The organism is Geodermatophilus pulveris (assembly GCF_900188375.1).
Taxonomy (GTDB): Bacteria; Actinomycetota; Actinomycetes; order Mycobacteriales; family Geodermatophilaceae; genus Geodermatophilus; species Geodermatophilus pulveris.
Map to the genome: position 1 here is coordinate 96122 of NZ_FZOO01000003.1, position 17640 is coordinate 113761.

Annotated in this window: 21 protein-coding genes and 1 pseudogene; 17 read left to right on the forward strand and 5 right to left on the reverse strand. The window is 76.7% G+C overall.

Features of this window, described 5'->3' with window-relative positions; genetic code table 11:
- Positions 1-6: 6 nt before the first annotated feature.
- From CHB98_RS21020 to CHB98_RS07105, 4 genes and pseudogenes are all read left to right on the forward strand, one after another.
- Positions 7-1014 (forward strand): annotated as a pseudogene (locus CHB98_RS21020) (ABC transporter ATP-binding protein); the annotation flags it as partial.
- A 286-nt stretch (positions 1015-1300) separates the two neighbouring features.
- On the forward strand, positions 1301-2356 hold the full coding sequence (locus tag CHB98_RS07095) for an ABC transporter ATP-binding protein (protein WP_089304924.1): 1056 nt from the start codon (positions 1301-1303) through the stop codon (positions 2354-2356).
- A 157-nt stretch (positions 2357-2513) separates the two neighbouring features.
- The gene (gene mshB / locus CHB98_RS07100) at positions 2514-3398 is read left to right on the forward strand and encodes an N-acetyl-1-D-myo-inositol-2-amino-2-deoxy-alpha-D-glucopyranoside deacetylase (protein WP_089304925.1); all 885 of its coding nucleotides are present in this window, start codon (positions 2514-2516) and stop codon (positions 3396-3398) included.
- Positions 3395-3808, forward strand: a complete 414-nt coding sequence (locus CHB98_RS07105; RefSeq protein WP_089304926.1) for a hypothetical protein — start codon at positions 3395-3397, stop codon at positions 3806-3808. Before mshB ends, CHB98_RS07105 begins: the two co-directional genes overlap by 4 nt.
- Here CHB98_RS07105 and CHB98_RS07110 read toward each other — a convergent pair.
- Entirely contained in the window at positions 3765-4517 is a 753-nt protein-coding gene (locus CHB98_RS07110) for a GNAT family N-acetyltransferase (RefSeq protein WP_089304927.1), read from the reverse strand. The genes CHB98_RS07105 and CHB98_RS07110 overlap by 44 nt on opposite strands.
- 161 nt (positions 4518-4678) lie before the next feature.
- Between CHB98_RS07110 and fdxA the strand changes: the two genes are divergently transcribed.
- The 4 genes from fdxA to CHB98_RS07125 all read left to right on the forward strand — a co-directional run bounded on the left by fdxA (position 4679) and on the right by CHB98_RS07125 (position 7756).
- The gene (gene fdxA, locus CHB98_RS07115) at positions 4679-5005 is read left to right on the forward strand and encodes a ferredoxin (RefSeq protein WP_089304928.1); all 327 of its coding nucleotides are present in this window, start codon (positions 4679-4681) and stop codon (positions 5003-5005) included.
- A gap of 32 nt (positions 5006-5037) precedes the next feature.
- Positions 5038-6123: a succinyldiaminopimelate transaminase gene (gene dapC, locus CHB98_RS07120; protein ID WP_281251847.1), complete on the forward strand. Its 1086-nt coding sequence runs from the start codon at positions 5038-5040 to the stop codon at positions 6121-6123.
- Between the two features lie 84 nt (positions 6124-6207).
- Positions 6208-6348: a hypothetical protein gene (locus tag CHB98_RS21475; RefSeq protein ID WP_179224281.1), complete on the forward strand. Its 141-nt coding sequence runs from the start codon at positions 6208-6210 to the stop codon at positions 6346-6348.
- A gap of 70 nt (positions 6349-6418) precedes the next feature.
- Positions 6419-7756: an MFS transporter gene (locus tag CHB98_RS07125; protein WP_089304930.1), complete on the forward strand. Its 1338-nt coding sequence runs from the start codon at positions 6419-6421 to the stop codon at positions 7754-7756.
- A 28-nt stretch (positions 7757-7784) separates the two neighbouring features.
- Here CHB98_RS07125 and CHB98_RS07130 read toward each other — a convergent pair whose 3' ends face one another.
- Positions 7785-8720 carry a hypothetical protein gene (locus CHB98_RS07130; RefSeq protein WP_143424983.1) on the reverse strand — a complete coding sequence of 312 codons (936 nt, stop codon included), beginning with the start codon at positions 8718-8720 and terminating at the stop codon, positions 7785-7787.
- Between the two features lie 95 nt (positions 8721-8815).
- On the opposite strand from CHB98_RS07130, the gene CHB98_RS07135 reads away from it, so the two are divergent.
- On the forward strand, positions 8816-9922 hold the full coding sequence (locus tag CHB98_RS07135; RefSeq protein WP_089304932.1) for an alpha/beta fold hydrolase: 1107 nt from the start codon (positions 8816-8818) through the stop codon (positions 9920-9922).
- Positions 9923-9941: 19 nt separating this feature from the next.
- On the opposite strand, the gene dapD is transcribed toward CHB98_RS07135, so the two are convergent.
- Positions 9942-10916 carry a 2,3,4,5-tetrahydropyridine-2,6-dicarboxylate N-succinyltransferase gene (gene dapD / locus CHB98_RS07140; RefSeq protein WP_089304933.1) on the reverse strand — a complete coding sequence of 325 codons (975 nt, stop codon included), beginning with the start codon at positions 10914-10916 and terminating at the stop codon, positions 9942-9944.
- A 153-nt stretch (positions 10917-11069) separates the two neighbouring features.
- Here dapD and dapE point away from each other — a divergent pair, with 153 nt between their 5' ends.
- The 5 genes from dapE to CHB98_RS07165 all read left to right on the forward strand — a co-directional run bounded on the left by dapE (position 11070) and on the right by CHB98_RS07165 (position 14373).
- A complete protein-coding gene (gene dapE / locus CHB98_RS07145) occupies positions 11070-12182 on the forward strand; it encodes a succinyl-diaminopimelate desuccinylase (protein WP_089305261.1) in 1113 nt (370 codons plus the stop codon).
- 10 nt (positions 12183-12192) lie between these two features.
- Positions 12193-13032 carry an LOG family protein gene (locus tag CHB98_RS07150; RefSeq protein ID WP_089304934.1) on the forward strand — a complete coding sequence of 280 codons (840 nt, stop codon included), beginning with the start codon at positions 12193-12195 and terminating at the stop codon, positions 13030-13032.
- An 84-nt stretch (positions 13033-13116) separates the two neighbouring features.
- Positions 13117-13491, forward strand: a complete 375-nt coding sequence (locus CHB98_RS07155; protein ID WP_089304935.1) for a DivIVA domain-containing protein — start codon at positions 13117-13119, stop codon at positions 13489-13491.
- Positions 13484-13942 carry an SRPBCC family protein gene (locus CHB98_RS07160; protein WP_089304936.1) on the forward strand — a complete coding sequence of 153 codons (459 nt, stop codon included), beginning with the start codon at positions 13484-13486 and terminating at the stop codon, positions 13940-13942. The genes CHB98_RS07155 and CHB98_RS07160 overlap by 8 nt, the downstream gene beginning before the upstream one ends.
- 53 nt (positions 13943-13995) lie before the next feature.
- The gene (locus tag CHB98_RS07165) at positions 13996-14373 is read left to right on the forward strand and encodes a Uma2 family endonuclease (RefSeq protein ID WP_218822284.1); all 378 of its coding nucleotides are present in this window, start codon (positions 13996-13998) and stop codon (positions 14371-14373) included.
- A 194-nt stretch (positions 14374-14567) separates the two neighbouring features.
- Here CHB98_RS07165 and CHB98_RS07170 read toward each other — a convergent pair whose 3' ends face one another.
- Both CHB98_RS07170 and CHB98_RS07175 read right to left on the reverse strand, forming a co-directional pair.
- Positions 14568-15305: a cytochrome c oxidase assembly protein gene (locus tag CHB98_RS07170; protein WP_089304938.1), complete on the reverse strand. Its 738-nt coding sequence runs from the start codon at positions 15303-15305 to the stop codon at positions 14568-14570.
- Positions 15302-15757 (reverse strand): DUF2243 domain-containing protein, encoded by a 456-nt coding sequence (locus CHB98_RS07175; RefSeq protein WP_089304939.1) that lies wholly within the window; start codon positions 15755-15757, stop codon positions 15302-15304. Before CHB98_RS07175 ends, CHB98_RS07170 begins: the two co-directional genes overlap by 4 nt.
- 67 nt (positions 15758-15824) lie before the next feature.
- On the opposite strand from CHB98_RS07175, the gene CHB98_RS07180 reads away from it, so the two are divergent.
- The 3 genes from CHB98_RS07180 (at position 15825) to CHB98_RS07190 (ending at position 17604) form a co-directional block, all read left to right on the forward strand.
- On the forward strand, positions 15825-16730 hold the full coding sequence (locus CHB98_RS07180) for a DMT family transporter (RefSeq protein WP_089304940.1): 906 nt from the start codon (positions 15825-15827) through the stop codon (positions 16728-16730).
- A 30-nt stretch (positions 16731-16760) separates the two neighbouring features.
- The gene (locus CHB98_RS07185) at positions 16761-17312 is read left to right on the forward strand and encodes a DNA-3-methyladenine glycosylase I (RefSeq protein ID WP_089304941.1); all 552 of its coding nucleotides are present in this window, start codon (positions 16761-16763) and stop codon (positions 17310-17312) included.
- A gap of 124 nt (positions 17313-17436) precedes the next feature.
- Complete coding sequence (locus CHB98_RS07190) at positions 17437-17604, forward strand: DUF3117 domain-containing protein (RefSeq protein ID WP_012947303.1); 168 nt, start codon at positions 17437-17439, stop codon at positions 17602-17604.
- The last annotated feature ends 36 nt before the right edge of the window (positions 17605-17640 follow it).

A 17640-nucleotide genomic window follows, 5' to 3' on the forward strand; every position in this document is an offset into this window, starting at 1 on the left:
AGCGTCATGTCCACCACCGGGACCCAGGGGTCCGGCGCGTCGGCCGCGGGGGCGGGCGGCCCGGTCGAGGTCCTCTCGTCGCGGGAGAGCGCCGCCGCCGGGCTCGCGGGGTTCGACCCGGCGGCCCCGCTGCTGACCGTGAGCGACCTCAACGTGCGGTTCCCGACCGAGGACGGCCTGGTGCACGCCGTCCGGGGCGTCGACTACTCGCTGGAGGCCGGCGAGGTCCTCGGCATCGTCGGTGAGTCCGGGTCGGGCAAGTCGGTGACCAGCCTGGCCATCATGGGCCTGCTGCCGGAGTCGGCGCGGATCACCGGGTCGGTGCGCTACCGCGGCCACGAGCTGCTCGACCAGCGGGACCGCGAGATGTCCCGCATCCGCGGCAAGGGCATCTCGATGGTCTTCCAGGACCCGATGACCTCCCTCGACCCGGTCTACCGCGTCGGGGAGCAGATCGAGGAGACGCTGCGCATCCACGACCGGGACCTGTCGTCCAAGGCCGCCTCCTCCCGGGCCGCCGAGCTGCTCGCCCTGGTCGGCATCCCGCAGGCCGAGGACCGGCTGCGGTCCTACCCGCACGAGTTCTCCGGCGGCATGCGCCAGCGCGTCGTCATCGCGATCGCGATGGCCAACCAGCCCGACGTGATCATCGCCGACGAGCCCACGACGGCCCTGGACGTCACCGTGCAGGCGCAGATCCTCGAGGTGCTGCAGACCGCGCTCCAGGAGACCGGGGCGGCCATGGTGCTGATCACCCACGACCTCGGCGTGGTGGCCGGCATGGCCGACCGGGTCCTGGTCATGTACGCCGGGCGGCCGGTCGAGGTGGGCGGCGTCGAGGACATCTACTACGAGCCGCGGATGCCCTACACGCTCGGGCTGCTGGGGTCCCTGCCGCGGCTGGACAGCTCCACCCGGGAGCGGCTGACGCCCATCCTCGGCTCGCCGCCGTCGCTGGTGAACCTGCCGCCCGGCTGCCCGTTCGGGCCGCGCTGCCCGCTGCACGTCGCCGAGTGCGACGCCGCCGAGCCGCCGCTGGTCGACGTCGGCCCGGCGCACACCGCCGCGTGCATCCGCACCGAGGTCGTCGCCCGCGCCCACGGGCGCGCCGCCGACGTCTTCACCGAGACGACCTCCGACGACCTCCTCACCGACCGCCCGTACCCGGCCGACCTCGCCGCCTCCACCGAGACGGGGGGCGACACCCGGGCCCGCGACACCCGCCGCCGTCGCAGACCGAGCCCGCGGCCGGCGCGGGCGGGGAGACCGGCACCGTCACCACCCCGCGAGGAGAGCGGCCATGAGCGCCCCCACCGCCGACCGCACCCCCACCGCGGGCGGCGAACCGATCCTGTCCGTCCGCGGCCTGAAGAAGCACTTCCCGATCAAGGGCGGCGGCCTCCTCAAGCGGACGGTGGGCGCCGTCCGCGCCGTCGACGGCGTCGACCTCGACCTGTACCCCGGCGAGGTGCTGGGCCTGGTCGGGGAGTCCGGGTGCGGGAAGTCGACGACCGGCCGGGCCATCCTCAACCTGCAGCCGGCCACCGAGGGCTCGGTGGTCTTCCGGGGCCAGGAGCTCGTCGGCCTCGACCGGCGGCGGATGCGGCCCCTGCGCCGCGACGTGCAGATCGTCTTCCAGGACCCGTACGCCTCGCTCAACCCCCGGCTGCCGGTGTTCGACATCGTCGCCGAGCCGCTCGTCGTGCACGGGCTGGCCAGCGGCCAGGACGACCTGCGGCGCCGCGTGCGGGAGCTGGTCCAGCTGGTCGGGCTCAACCCCGAGCACACCAACCGCTACCCGGCGGACTTCTCCGGCGGGCAGCGGCAGCGCATCGGCATCGCCCGGGCGCTCGCCCTGGAGCCGAAGGTGCTCGTGCTCGACGAGCCGGTGTCGGCGCTGGACGTGTCCATCCAGGCCGGCGTCATCAACCTGCTCGAGGACCTCAAGGACCGGCTGGGCCTGTCCTACCTGTTCATCGCGCACGACCTGTCCGTCGTCCGGCACATCTCCGACCGCATCGCCGTGATGTACCTGGGGCGGATCATCGAGGTCGCCGGGCGGGACGAGCTGTTCGACCGGCCGGCGCACCCGTACACCCAGGCGCTGCTGTCGGCGATCCCGCTGCCGGACCCCCGGCGGGAGCGCGCGCGGCGGCGCATCATCATCTCCGGTGACGTGCCCAGCCCGGCCAACCCGCCGTCGGGCTGCCACTTCCGCACCCGCTGCCAGAAGTTCGCCGGGGAGCTCTCCGACACCGAGCGCCAGCGGTGCATCGACGTGGAGCCGGCCCTGGAGGACCGCGGGGTCGGCCACCTCAACGCCTGCCACTACGCCGAGCCCACCCGCGTGCTGTGACATCGTCGTCCTTCCGGACGACACCGCCACCACGTGCCGTCCCCGGCGTGCGCTGAGCCCCACCGTCGCACCCTTCGCGGACCCCTGCGGGGCCCACTCGGGCACGACACCGCAGGTGCCCGTCCCCGGCTCGGGTGGCCGGGGAGAATGGCCTGCCGTGACCGCCTCCCGCCGCCTGCTGCTGGTGCACGCCCACCCCGACGACGAGACGATCAACAACGGCGCCACCATGGCCCGCTACGTCGCCGAGGGCGCCCAGGTCACCCTGCTCACCTGCACCCTCGGCGAGGAGGGCGAGGTGCTCGTCCCCGAGCTGGAGCTGCTGGGCCCCGAGCACGCCGACCAGCTCGGCGGCTACCGGATCGGCGAGCTGCGGGCGGCCATGGAGGCCCTCGGCGTCAGCGACTGGCGCTTCCTCGGCGGCCCGGGCCGCTACCGCGACTCCGGGATGATGGGCACCCCGGCCAACGCCGGGCCGCGGGCGTTCTGGAACGCCGACCTCGACGAGGCGGTGGCGCACGCCGTGGCCGTCGTCCGCGAGGTCCGGCCGCAGGTGCTGGTCACCTACGACGAGAACGGCGGCTACGGACACCCCGACCACATCCAGGCCCACCGGGTCGCCATGGGCGCGGTGGACGCCGCCGCCGACCCCGGCTACCGCCCGGACCTCGGCGAGCCGTGGGAGGTGGCCAAGGTCTACTGGTGCTGCGTGCCGCGCTCGGTGATGCGACGGGGCGTGGAGGCGATGGCCGCGCTGGGGGAGGACTCCCCGTTCGCGTCGCTCGGCGACGTGGACGACATCCCCTTCGCCGTCCCGGACGAGCTGGTCGCCGCCGCGGTCGACGCCCGCGCGCACGCCGGGCGCAAGGACACCGCGCTGCGGGCGCACGCCACCCAGATCACCGTCGACGGCCCGTTCTTCGCGCTGTCGAACAACCTGGGCCTGGAGGTGCTGGGCACCGAGTACTACCGGCTGGTGCGCGGGGACCGGGGTACCGCCGACGGGTGGGAGGACGACCTGTTCGCCGGCCTGGAGACGTGATCCGGCGGGTCGGGGCGGGACTGTTGGTCGTCGTCCTCGCGCTCTGGCTGGCGCTGGTGGAGGTCTTCTGGCTGCCGCTGCGGGTGTTCGGGGTCCTGGTGCCGCTGTCGGTGGCCGCGGCGGTCGGGGGCAACCTGCTGCTGGTCGGGCTGGCCGCGCGGCTGACCGGCTCCCGCGCCGCCGCGGTGTTGCCCGCGCTGGTGTGGCTGGTCGTCGCCGTGGGCGGCAGCATCCGGCGGCCCGAGGGCGACCTGCTGGTCACCGGCCGCGGCGGCCTCGGCGTCGTGAGCCTGGCCTTCCTGCTGGCCGGCGTCGTGGCCGCGTCCTTCGCCGTCGGCAGGGTGCTGGCCGCGCCCCGGGACGGCGTCAGCCCGGCGCGTGCCGGTAGTGGTAGCGGTGGTGCTCGATGAGGCCCGCCCGCCGGTAGAGCGCCCGCGCCGGCGCGTTGGACGCCGAGACCTGCAGGTACAGCCAGCGGGCCCCGCGGCCGGCTCCCCAGCGCTGCAGCGCGGCCATGACAGCGGTGGCCAGCCCCTGCCGGCGGTACCGCTCCTCGACGGTGACCGCCGCGACCCCCAGCCACCCGTCGGTGACCACCCCGCGGCCGACGGCGGCCGGCGGGGCGGGCGGGGGCTCGCGGCGCACCGCGGCGAAGACCACGTCCTCGGCGGTGGTGAGCACCGCGCGGGCCGTCGGCGGCAGCGGCCGGCCGCGGTGGCGGTAGGCGGCCAGCCAGGCGTCGTCCGGCTCGGGGAGCAGCTCCACCGGGACGCCGTCGGCCGCGGCCGGCCCCAGCGGCGCGGTCAGGACCAGCACGTCCTCGTCCCGCTCCCAGCCGGCCGCGGCGAGGGCGGCGCCGGCGGCGCGGGCCTGCCGGCCGGGCAGCATCGCGGCCGGGCGCAGGCCGCGGTCGCGGTACCAGCGGGCCACGGCCTCCACGGCGTCGGGCAGCGGCCGGCCGGGGTCCCCGACGACCAGCGCGGAGTTCGCCCGGCCGGTGAAGCCGCCGCCGGCGCGCAGCAGCCAGTCGCCGAGCCGCCCCTCCTCGGTGCCCCGCCAGCCACGGGCGGCCAGCCGCTCGAGGTCGGTGACGTCCAGGGGTGACCGGCGCTGTCCCACGGAGGGTGATCCTGCGTGGTCCGGTCGCGTCCCACCCGGCCGGGGTCCACCGGGGCCACCCGTTCGGTTTCAGGGCGGGGCCACGGGCCATACTGAGGACCGGAACGACCGGCCGTGCAGGCCGGCGGAGCGGCCCCGCACGTCCCCGGGAGGGAACCACCGTGACCTACGTCATCACCCAGGCCTGCGTCGACGTCCTCGACAAGGCGTGCATCGACGAGTGCCCGGTGGACTGCATCTACGAGGGCGACCGGATGCTCTACATCCACCCCGACGAGTGCGTGGACTGCGGCGCCTGCGAGCCGGTGTGCCCGGTGGAGGCCATCTACTACGAGGACGACGTCCCGGACAAGTGGAAGGACTTCTACAACGCCAACGTGGAGTTCTTCTCCGACCTGGGCAGCCCCGGTGGCGCGGCCAAGACCGGCCGGGTCGGCCACGACCACCCGCTGGTCGCCGCCCTGCCGCCGCAGGGCGACGGGCACTGACGGGCACGGCTCCGGGGACGGCGGCCGCCCGGCTGCCCGACTTCCCCTGGGACTCCCTCGCCGCGGCCCGCGCCACGGCGGCCCGGCACCCCGGCGGGGTCGTGGACCTGTCGATCGGGACACCGGTCGACGACACCCCCGGCCTGCTCGCCGCCGCGCTCGCCGGTGCCGGTAACGCCCCGGGCTACCCGACGGCCCTGGGCACCGCCGAGCTGCGCACCGCGGCCGCCGGCTGGCTGCGGCGCCGGCTCGGCGTCCGGCTGGCCGACCCGCTGGGCGCCGTCCCGTCGGTGGTGCCCACGGTGGGCTCCAAGGAGCTGGTCGCGCTGCTGCCGACCATGCTGGGGCTGCGCGGCGCCGGCAGGGTGCTGATCCCGGAGGTCGCCTACCCGACCTACGAGGTGGGCGCGGTGCTGGCCGGGCTGGCGGTGCGGCGCACCGACACCCCGCCGGACGACGCGGCCGACGTCGTCCTGGTGTGGCTGAACTCGCCGGGCAACCCGCACGGGCGGGTGCTGGCCGACGACGAGCTGCGCGCCTGGGTGGCCTGGGGCCGCGCCCACGGCGTCCCCGTCGTCGCCGACGAGTGCTACGCGACCCTGGGCTGGGACGTCGCGCCGCGGTCGCTGCTGCACCCCGCGGTCGCCGGGGAGGACCACACCGGCCTGCTGGCGGTGCACTCGCTGTCCAAGCAGTCGACGGCGGCGGGCTACCGCGCCGGGCTCCTGTCCGGCGACCCCGAGCTGGTCCGCCAGGTGTGGGAGGTGCGCCGGCACCTCGGGCTGCTGGTGCCCACCCCGGTGCAGGCCGCCATGGCCGCCGCGCTGGCCGACGACGCACACGTCGACGCGCAGCGCGAGCGCTACCGCGCCCGCCGCGACCGGCTGGCCCCCGCCGTCCGGGCCGCCGGTGCCCGCATCGACCACTCCGCGGCCGGGCTGTACCTGTGGGTGACCCGCGACGAGGACTGCTGGACGACGATCGACTGGCTGGCCGGCCGGGGCATCGTCGCCGCCCCCGGGTCCTTCTACGGCCCGGCCGGCGGGCGGCACGTGCGCCTGGCACTGACCGCCACCGACGAGCGCATCGACGCCGCCGTCCACCGCCTGGCGGGGTGACCACCGTCCCGGCCGCCCTGGCCGCGGCGGTGGCCGACCTGCACGGGCGGCTGGGACGGGCGCGGCGCGCTGCTGCTCCAGGCGGTGCGGCCGGGCACCGACCTGTGCGCCCTGCCCGACGAGGAGGCGCTGCCCGCCCTGGCCGCGGTGGCCCGGCGGCTGCGCACCAGCGGCGCGGCGCGGCCCGCGGGCGTCCCCGACAGCGGCCGCCGGTCCTGCGTTTGACAGCCCGCCCGGGCAGCACCTGTGATGGGCGTCACCGGAGGCAGAGCGCTGCCCGGGCCTGGGAGGCGCGATGAGCGACCGGACCGTGCAGCAGGGCGCGACCTGGACCCCCACGGACCGCCGCCGCACCCGCCGGGCCGCGCTCGCCGGCGGCGTCGGCACCCTCATCGAGTACTACGACTTCAGCCTCTACGGCTACCTGGCGGTCATCATCGCGCCGCTGTTCTTCCCCAGCCAGGACCCGGTCACCTCGCTGCTGTCCGCGCTCGCGGTGTTCGGCACCGCCTACCTGATCCGCCCGCTCGGCGGCATCGTGTTCGGGCACGTGGGGGACCGGTACGGCCGCAAGCGCGCGCTGGTGGCCACGCTGGTCTGCATGGGCGTGGGCAGCACGCTCATGGGGCTGCTGCCCACGTACGCCCAGGCCGGTGTCTGGGCGACCGTGCTGCTGGTCCTGGTGCGGCTGCTGCAGGGGTTCTCCGCCGGCGGCGAGGTCGGCGGGGCGGCCACGTTCATCTCCGAGTCCACGCCGCGGCACCTCAAGGCGACCTACGGGGCCTTCACCCCGCTGGGGTCGACCGGCGGGTTCGCGCTGGCCGCCGCCGTCGCCGGGATCACCACCGGGCTGACCACCGACGCGCAGATGGACTCCTGGGGCTGGCGGGTGCCGTTCCTGCTGGCCTTCCCCCTGACGCTGTTCTGCCTGTGGGCACGGGCGCGGGTCGAGGAGACCCACGACGCCACGGGGACCCACGAGGGCCACTCGCCGGTCGGCCACGTGTTCCGGCGGCAGCCGCGGGCCCTGGCCCAGGCCACGGCGATCAGCGCGGCCACCAACGGGACCGCCTACATCGGGCTGACCTACCTGAGCATCCACCTGATCCAGCGGCTGGGCTACGAGCAGACGCCGGTCTACTGGATCGCCACCGCGGCCATCGGCATCTCCGCGCTCTGCATGCCGCTCGGCGGGCTGCTGGGTGACCGGATCGGCCGGGTGCGGCTCGCCGAGATCGGGTTCGTCGGCTACGTGGTGCTCACCTACCCGATGATGGCGCTGATGGACGACGGCCTGGCCGTCGCCGCCCTGGCCTACCTGGTCATCATGCTCAACACGGTGGGCGCGCAGGTGGGCGCCTACACGCTGCTGCCGCTGCTGTTCGACCAGCGGTCGCGGTACACCGGTGTCGCGATGGGGTGGAACCTCGGCGTGATCGTCGCCGGCGGCACGGCCCCCTACCTGGCGGTGTGGCTCATCGAGCGCACGGGCAACGAGCTGGCGCCGTCGTTCTTCGTCGTCGTCGTGGCGCTCGTCGGGCTGGCGGCGCTGTTCTCCGTCCGGCGGGGGTCCCTGGACCGGGTGGAGCACGTCGCCGCACCGGCCGCGGCCCGGGCGGTCGAGCGCACCTGACCGCCGCGTCCCGGCCCCGACCCCCGGGTCAGCGGGACAGCTCCAGGCGCACCGTGTCCGGGCCGGCGTCCGCGGGCCCCCAGCCCTCGACGGGCGTCCACTGCGACCCGGCGAAGGACACCGAGCGCAGCCCGAGCCGCTCGGCGTGCGCGACCGCCCAGGTGGCGGTGGGCCAGCCGGCCGCCGGGTCGACCTCCACCGCGCCGAAGCGCTCGGTGGTCGTCGCACCGAGCTCCCGCTCCACGACCGCGGCGACGGAGGTGACCCGCTGGCTGAGCCGCCCACCGGGGACCGGCGGCTCGTAGCGGCAGTCCAGCCGGCCCGGCTCGTCGGCGGTGAGCGCCGCGGTGAGCTGCTCGGCCAGCGCGGCGTGCTTCTGGTACGCCTCCGGGAAGGCCGAGCGCTGCACCGCGTCGGCCGCCTCGGTGAGCCTCCGGGTCTCCCAGCCGCGCACCTCGACCAGGCCGTCGTAGAACTGCCCCGCCGCGTACACCGGGTCGGTCACCTGCTCGGGGCTGCCCCAGCCCTGCGAGGGACGCTGCTGGAACAGGCCCAGGGAGTCGCGGTCGCCGTAGTCGAGGTTGCGCATCGTCGACTCCTGCTGCGCGGTCGCCAGGGCGATGACGACGGCGCGCTGCGGCAGCCCCCGCACCCGGCCGACCGCCGCGATCGTGGCCGCCGAGGCGGCCTGCTCGGCGCTCAGCTCCAGGCCGGTGCCGGCCACCGTGCAGGAGCCGGTGAGCGCCACCGGCTCCGGTCCGGCCGTGTTCCGCACCAGTGCGACCACCCCCAGCACGACCAGCGCGACCAGGCCCAGCGGCAGCCACGAGCGCCACGTGCCACCCGGCGCGCCCCGGCCCCCGCCGCCGGCCGGCCGGCGACGCGACGATGGCCGGCGGGCGGGGGGACGGCGGGCAGCCGTCGTCCGCCGCACGGGCCGGGCCGTCGCGCCGCGTGTGCTCATCGCCCGCGACTGTAGGTGCGCGCGGCGGCGGAGCGGTGGCGCCGCGTGGGGGGTGTCCGTCGCTAGCGTGGGCCCCCCGCCTGCGAGGAGACCCCATGAGCGACGTCCTGCTGCCCGGCATCGCCGCCACCCGCGTGACCACCCCCCGGCTGGTCCAGAACGTGCTGCACCCCGAGGGGACGGACCCGGCCGGTCCCGGCGAGGCCGTGCTGTTCGTCCACGGCAACGTCAGCTCGTCGCTGTTCTGGCAGCCGACCCTGCTCGCGCTGCACGAGACCGGCCGGGCGCGGCCGCTGGCGGTGGACCTGCGCGGGTACGGCGACACCGACCCCCTGCCGGTCGACGCCCGACGCGGGATGCGGGACTGGGCCGACGACCTGGCCGCGCTGGTGGACGCCCTCGGCCCGGAGCGAGTGCACCTGGTCGGCTGGAGCATGGGCGGCGGCGTCGTGCTGCAGTACCTGCTGGACGCGCCGGCGCGGGTGGCCTCGGTGGCGCTGGTGGCGCCGGTCTCGCCGTACGGCTTCGGCGGGACGGCGGGCCCGGACGGGCGGCGGCTCGCCGAGGACGGCGCCGGGTCCGGCGCGGGTGCGGCCAACCCGGTGTTCGTCGCCGCCCTCGCCGCGGGGGACACCACCGCGGACAGCCCCGCCAGCCCCCGGTCGGTGCTGCGCGCCTTCTACGTGGCGCCCGGCTCGCTGCCGCTGGACCCCCGGCTGGAGGACGTCTACGTCGCGGCGATGCTGTCCACCCGCACCGGGGAGGACCACTACCCCGGGGAGGCGGCCACCTCGGCCACCTGGCCGGGCGTCGCGCCGGGGCGGCGGGGCGTGCTGAACACCATGGCGCCGACCGTCTTCGACGTGTCGGGGGTCGCCGACCTGCCCGCCGGGCCGCCCGTGCTGTGGGTCCGGGGGGACGCCGACGCGATCGTCTCCGACGCGTCGCTGTTCGACCTGGCCCACCTCGGGTCCCTCGGCGCGGTGCCGGGCTGGCCGGGTGCCGACGCCTTCCCGGTCCAGCCGATGGTGACCCAGACCCGCGCCGTCCTGGACCGCTACGCCGCCGGCGGCGGCCACTACCGCGAGGTCGTGCTGCCCGGCGTCGGCCACTCCCCGCACGTCGAGCGGCCGCAGGAGTTCGTCGTGGCACTCCTCGAGCACCTCGACGTCGCGGTCGGCCGGCCGGCCGGCCTCGGCTGAGGCAGGACGGGGTCCGCCGTCAGTTGGCGTGCAGCGCGGCGTTCAGCTCGCCCCAGGTGCCGGTGCGGGGCAGCGCCTCCAGCGCGCCGGACACCGAGTTGCGGCGGAACAGCAGCCCGTCGCGGCCGGAGAGCTCCGCGGCCTTGACCACCGAGCCGTCGGGCAGGGTCACGCGGGCGCCGGCGGTGACGTAGCAGCCGGCCTCGACCACGCAGTGGTCGCCGAGGGAGATGCCGATGCCGGCGTTGGCGCCCAGCAGGCAGCCCGAGCCGATCGACACGACCTCCCGGCCGCCGCCGGACAGCGTGCCCATGATCGAGGCGCCGCCGCCGATGTCGCTGTCGGCGCCGACCACCACGCCGGCGCTGATCCGGCCCTCGACCATCGACGGGCCCAGGGTGCCGGCGTTGTAGTTGACGAAGCCCTCGTGCATGACCGTCGTGCCCTCGGCGAGGTGCGCGCCCAGCCGCACCCGGTCGCCGTCGGCGACGCGGACGCCGGAGGGGATGACGTAGTCGACCATCCGCGGGAACTTGTCGACGCCGTGCACGGTGACCTGGCCGTGCGCGGCGCGCAGCCGGTGCGGGTTGTACGTCGCCGCCTCCACCGGGCCGATGCTGGTCCAGGCGACGTTGGCCAGCAGGCCGAAGACGCCGTCCATGCTGATGCTGCGCGGCGTGACCAGCCGGTGGGACAGCAGGTGCAGCCGCAGCCACACGTCGGGGGCGTCGGCCGGGGGGGCCGACAGGTCGGCGATCACCGTCCGGACGGCGACCACCTCGACGCCGCGGGACTCGTCGCTGCGCACCAGGCCGCCGTAGTCCGGGCCCAGCTCCCCGGACAGCTCCAGCGCGCCGAGCCTGGTCGTGCCGCTGCGGGCGCCCTCGGGCGCGCCGAGCCGGGGCTCGGGGTACCAGGTGTCGAGCACCGTGCCCGCGCGGGTCACGGTGGCCAGACCGGCGGCGACGGCGGAGCGCGGGGCGGGGGCGGTCACGCCGCCGACGCTACCCAGCGCCGCTCGCGCGCCCCCGCGGTGGTCCGGGACCGGACCGGGGAGCACCTGGCCGGGTGGACGGCGCGCGACGGGACGGGGCCGCTGGCGCGCTGCGTCGGCCCGGCGCGAGGCGCGCCCGTAGGCTCGGGCGTCGTGAGTGCCCCGACCGCGCTGGACCCCACCGCCGACGTCCTCTCGCTCACCCGCGCGCTGGTCGACGCGCCGTCGGTGTCGGGCAGCGAGGGCCCGCTGGCCGACGCGGTCGAGGCGGCGCTGCGGGCGCTCGGCGGCCTGGAGGTCGAGCGGGTCGGTGACGCCGTCCTCGCCCGGACCGGCCTGGGCCTGCCCACCCGCGTCGTCCTGGCCGGCCACCTGGACACCGTGCCGATCGCCGGCAACGTGCCCAGCCGGCTCGACGAGGACGCCGGCCTGCTCTACGGCTGCGGCACCAGCGACATGAAGGCCGGCGACGCGGTGATGCTGCGGCTGGCCGGGCGCTTCGGCGTCCCCGGCGCCCGGCCGGCCCACGACCTGACCTTCGTCTTCTACGACAACGAGGAGGTCGAGTCGGCCCGCAACGGCCTGGGCCGGGTGGCCCGGGAGCGCCGCGGCTGGCTCTACGGCGACCTGGCGGTGCTGCTCGAGCCCACGGACGGCGAGATCGAGGCCGGCTGCCAGGGCACGCTGCGCGCCCGGCTGGAGACGACCGGCCGGCGCGCCCACAGCGCGCGCAGCTGGCTGGGCGTCAACGCCGTCCACGCCCTCGCCGGGCCGCTGGCCACCCTGGCCGCCTACCGGGCGCGCGAGGTGGAAATCGACGGCTGCCGCTACCGCGAGGGCCTCAACGCCGTCGGCATCAGCGGGGGCGTGGCCGGCAACGTCATCCCCGACGAGGCCGCGCTCACGGTGAACTTCCGCTACGCGCCGGACCGCGACGAGGACGCCGCCGAGGCGCACGTCCGCGAGGTCTTCGCCGAGGCGATCGCCACCGGGGCCACCCTCACCGTCACCGACAACGCCGGCGGGGCGCTGCCCGGCCTGGCCGAGCCCGCGGCGGCGGCCTTCGTCGCCGCCGTCGGCCGCCCGGCCCGGGCCAAGCTCGGCTGGACCGACGTCGCCCGGTTCGCCGCCTTCGGCATCCCCGCGGTCAACTACGGCCCCGGCGACCCGCAGCTGGCCCACACCCGCGACGAGCACGTGCGCGTCGACCGGCTGCAGCCGGCCGAGGACGCCCTCGCCGCCTACCTCTCCGGCAGCACCGCATGAGGAGCACCGCATGACCACCACACCCCAGCCCGCCGACGCGCGCCGGCCGCGGCCCACCCGGCACCGCGGCCCGGTGATGCTGCGCGGCGGCGAGCCCGACCCCCGCCTGCAGGGGACGACGACCGACTCGCGGCTGCTCGACCGCCGCGGGCCCACCGACTGGGTGCACACCGACCCGTGGCGCGTCCTGCGCATCCAGAGCGAGTTCGTCGAGGGCTTCGGGCTGCTGGCCGAGCTGCCCCAGGCGGTCAGCGTCTTCGGCAGCGCCCGCACGCCGCGCGACCACCCGCACTACGCCTCCGGAGTGGCGATCGGGGCGGCGCTGGCGCGGGCCGGGTACGCGGTCATCACCGGCGGTGGGCCCGGCGCCATGGAGGCGGCCAACCGCGGGGCCTCGGAAGCCGGCGGGCTGTCGGTCGGGCTGGGCATCGAGCTGCCGTTCGAGCAGGAGCTCAACGAGTGGGTCGACGTCGGCATCGCGTTCCGCTACTTCTTCGTCCGCAAGACGATGTTCGTCAAGTACGCCCAGGCCTTCGTCATCCTGCCCGGCGGCTTCGGCACCCTCGACGAGCTGTTCGAGGCGCTCACCCTGGTGCAGACCCGGAAGGTGACCCGCTTCCCGGTGGTGCTGTTCGGCTCGGAGTACTGGTCGGGGCTGGTCGACTGGCTGCGGACGACGATGGTGCCCGCGGCCACGATCAAGGACACCGACCTGGACCTGTTCCGGGTCACCGACGACGTCGACGAGGTCGTGCGGATCGTGCAGGCGGCCGAGCAGGCGCGGAAGGCCGGGGACAACGGCGGCGGCATGCGGGCCGTGCCGGTCGACGACGGCCCGAGCGACGCGTGAGGACAGCCGAGGGAGCATCGCAGCGAGCGCCAGCGAGCGAGGAGCGGACCGCGGCGCGCAGTCACGCCGTGGGGAGGGCCTGAGGTGCTCGACGCGGTCGCCGCCGTCCTCACCGTGCTGGTCGTGGGGGCGCTGCTGTTCCTCGGCGGCTCGGTGCTGCTCGGCCGCGGCGAGGCCGCTCCGCCGGCCGACCCGGACCGCTCGCCGCTCGAGCTGCCGGTCGACCGGCCGGTCACCGCCGACGACGTCCGCGGGGTGCGCCTGTCGGTGACCGTCCGGGGCTACCGGATGACCGAGGTCGACTGGCTGCTGGAGGAGCTGGCCCGCGCGCTCGAGGAGCGCGACGGGGAGGTCGCGGCGCTGCGCGCCCGGCTGCAGGACACCGGGCGCGCGGCGCCCGGTGCGGAGGACGCGCCGTCCGTCCGGGCGGGCGGGAACGGGAGTCACGGGGATGCCTGAACTACGCGTGTCGGTCGACGTCGAGGCGCCGGTGCCACAGGTGTGGCGCGCGCTGGTCGACTGGGAGCGGCAGGGGGAGTGGATGCCGCTGACCGACGTCCGGGTCGTCGGCGGGGACCCGCACGGCGTCGGTGGCCGGATCGAGGCGCGCACCGGCATCCCGACCGGGGACGGCCGGCACGCCGGGCTGCTGGACACCCTGGAGATCACCGGCTGGCACCCGCCGCGCCGGGTCGACGTGCTGCACACCGGCCGGGTGGTGCGCGGCCCCGGCGTGTTCGAGGTGGTGCCCCGCAACGCGGGCGCCACGGTGGTGTGGACCGAGTACCTCGACCTGCCGCTGGGCGCCCTCGGCCGGGCGGCCTGGCCGCTGGTGCGCCCGTTGGCCGGCTACGCCCTGCACCTCGGGCTCGGCCGGTTCCGCGACTTCGCCCGCCGCTACCCGAACTGACCGGCCGTGGGCTCCTCGGCATGTCGACCGCGCCGGCCCCACAGCCCGCGCCGATGACCGCCGAGCAGCTGTTCGAGCTGCGCGACGACGGTCTGCGGCACGAGCTCGTCGAGGGAGTCCTGCACACGATGGCACTCGCCTTCGTCCGCGCCGACCGGGTACCCGACGCCGACACGTCCGGCTTCCCGGCCCTCGCGCCCGACCTGGTGGTCGAGGTGGTCAGCCCGAGCGACCGCGCCACCCAGGTGACCGCCGAGGCCCTGGAGTGGCTCCACGCCGGGGTGCGGCTGGTCTGGGTGGTCGACCCGGAGACCCGCACGGTCACCGCGTACCGGCCGGACGGCGTACGCGTGCTCCGTGGCGAGGACACCCTCGACGGCGGGGACGTGCTGCCCGGGTCCGGCCTGCCGCTGGCCGAGCTCCGGGGCTGAGCCGGTTCAGGGCCGCGCGGAGCGGGTGGAGGCCAGCGCCTCGCGGGCCAGCGGCAGGTCGGTGGCCGGCTCGCCGCCGGTCAGGGCCACCCACTCGCGGCAGGGGCGCCCCCGGCCGTGTCCGGCGGGTCACGCCCGGCTCCCCGGCCAGGGCGTCGACGAGGGCGGTCAGGCGGGCGGCGGCGTCCACGGGCTCATGCTGGCCGGGCCAGGGCCGCCGCGGGGGCCTGCGCGGCGCGGACCGCGGCCCGGCTGACGTACCAGCGCCGCCACAGCAGCGCCGCGGTCAGCAGGGTGACCACCGTGCCGCCGTCCCACATCAGCCGGGCGCCCTCCTCGGCGGCCCGCACCCCCTCCGGCGGGGCGGCGTACAGCACCTTGGCCAGCACGTCGTGCGCGGCCGCCCCAGCGGCGAGCGCGCCGGCGCGCACCCCGACGGAGCGGCGGTGCGGCGCCGGGTCGACGGCGAGCACCGCGGCGGTCGCCAGGTACCCGCTGACCAGCACGTGCAGCGCCACCGCCGCGGCGGGCCCCGGCCGGTGGGCGAGGGCGGCGTGCAGGCCGGTGCCGTAGAGCAGCCACAGCCCGGCGGCGTTGGCCGGGACGGCGACCAGCGGGTCGGCGGCCCAGCGCAGCGGCGGGGTGCGCAGCAGCCGGGCCAGCCGCCGGGCCGCGGGGACCGGCAGCGCGCGCAGCGCCAGGGTGACCGGGGCGGCCGGCACCAGCAGCAGCGGCGCCACCATGCCCAGCAGCAGGTGGCCGGCCATGTGCGTGCGCAGGTCGCCGTGGGCGGCGGACAGGACCGCGCCGGCACCGGCGGCGGCCAGCCCGGCCAGCCAGGACGCCGTCCGGAGCAGCGGCCAGGGCGTGCGCCCCGCAGCCGCGACGTACAGCGCCCCCGCGGCCAGCAGCGCGAGGACGACGGCGCTCATCGAGCCGGGCGCCGCCGGGCGCGCAGCAGCAGCGCCGCGCCGGCGGCCAGCAGCAGCACGGCGCTGCCGTTCCACGCGACGTCGTAGCCGGTGAGGTCCACCCCGTACCGGACCTGGTGCACCCGCAGCACCTTGTGGTCGACCACGCCGTCGAACAGCTGGAAGGCCCCGGCGCCGAGCAGCACCATCGCCCACCACCGGCCGGCGTCGAAGGCGCCGCGGCGGCGCAGGTCGGCCAGCAGCGCCAGCCCGGCCACCACCGCCGACAGCGTGGCCGCGTGCAGCAGGCCGTCGGAGACCAGCCCGACGGTGCCGCCGGCGCGGTCGTAGAACATGTGCCAGGCCAGCAGCTGGTGGAAGACGATCTCGTCGACCGAGCCCATCAGCCCGGCGCCGAGGAGCAGCCCCGAGGCCGCCAGCCGCCGTCCGGACGGGGGAGGGGCAGCGCGCACCGTCCCGCGGTGCCCGGTGCGGGGGGCGGGAAACGCCCGGGCAGGATGGCGCCGTGCGAGGGCAGCGGTGAGCCGGCGGGGCTGGGTGCTCTTCCTCGCGATGTCGCTCGTGTGGGGCGTCCCCTACCTGCTCATCAAGGTCGCCGTCACCGACCTCGCCCCGGTGGTCGTCGTCTTCGGCCGGTGCCTGCTCGGCGCGGCGCTGCTGCTGCCCTGGACCGTCGCCCGCGGCCGGCTGCGCCCCGCGCTGCGGCGCTGGCGGCCGCTGCTGGCCTTCACCGTGCTGGAGATGACCGGCCCCTGGCTGCTGATCGCCTACGCCGAGCAGACCCTGTCCAGCTCGCTCACCGGCCTGCTCATCGCCGCGGTGCCGTTCGCCGCGGCGCTGGCCGGCCGGCTGAGCGGCGACCGGGAGCGGCTGGGCCCGGTGCGGCTGCTCGGCATGGGCCTGGGCGTGGCCGGCATCGCCCTGCTGCTCGGCCTGGACGTCGAGGCGGTCGCGCCCCTGCCGCTGCTGGCGATCGCCCTGGTCGTCGTCGGGTACGCCACCGCGCCGCTGATCGTCACCCGGTCGCTGCCCGACGTGTCCGGCGTCGCCGCCAGCGCGGTGGCCCTCACGGTCACCACCGTGGTCTACGCGCCGTTCGCCGTCCCGCGGCTGGGGCAGGCGGCGCGGGCGCCGTCGGACGCGCTGCTGGCCGTGCTCGTCCTCGGCGTGGTGTGCACGGCGCTGGCGCTGGCGCTGTTCTTCGCGCTCATCCGGGAGGTCGGCCCGCAGCGGGCGCTGGTCATCACCTTCCTCAACCCCGCGGTCGCGGTGCTGCTCGGCGTGCTGCTGCTCGACGAGCCGCTCACCCTGGGCCTGGCCGTCGGCCTCCCGGTCGTCGTGCTCGGGTGCGTGCTGGCCACCCGGCGTACCGCGCTCCGCCGCGCACCCGCCCGGGCGGGGGACGTCGACGTCGTCGTGCCCTGAACCGTCGGCGGCCGCCGCTACCGTGCCCGCGTGGACGAGCGGACCCGCTGCGGGTGGGTGGGCGGCGCGCCGGAGTACGTGGCCTACCACGACGAGGAGTGGGGCACGCCGCTGCACGGCGACGACGCCCTGTTCGAGCGGCTCTGCCTCGAGGCGTTCCAGTCGGGGCTGTCCTGGCTGACCATCCTGCGCAAGCGCCCGGCCTTCCGCGCCGCCTTCGCCGGCTTCTCCATCGACGCGGTGGCGGCCTTCGGGCCCGAGGACGAGGCGCGGCTGCTCGCCGACGCCGGCATCGTCCGCAACCGGGCCAAGGTGGCGGCCGCGATCGGCAACGCCCGCGCCGCGCAGCGGGTGCCGGAGGGGCTGTCCGCGCTGCTGTGGTCCTTCGCGCCGGCCGGTCCGCGGCCCCGCCCGGCCACCCTCGCCGACGTCCCGGCCACCAGCCCGGAGTCGACGGCGATGGCCCGCGAGCTCAAGCGCCGCGGGTTCGTCTTCGTCGGCCCGACGACCGCCTACGCCCTCATGCAGGCCACCGGGATGGTCGACGACCACGTGGCCTCGTGCTTTCGCGCGACCGGGTGACGTCGCGCGGGTGGGCCCGGGTTGGACCTGCGCCGGGGATACGGGATCATTGGCCGGAGCTCACAGCTATCGACGACGCCGCGCGGCGGCCCACGGGCACGCGCGGCCGACGAAGGAGGCACGCATGGCGGCCATGAAGCCGCGCACTGGTGAAGGTCCCCTCGAGGTCACCAAGGAGGGGCGCGGCCTGGTCATGCGGGTGCCGCTCGAGGGCGGCGGTCGCCTGGTCGTCGAGCTGTCGCCCGACGAGGCGGCGGCGCTCTCGGAGGCACTGAAGGGCGCGACCAGCTGAACACCGCAGCGAGCCTGCCCTCGGGCAGCCCCGCCG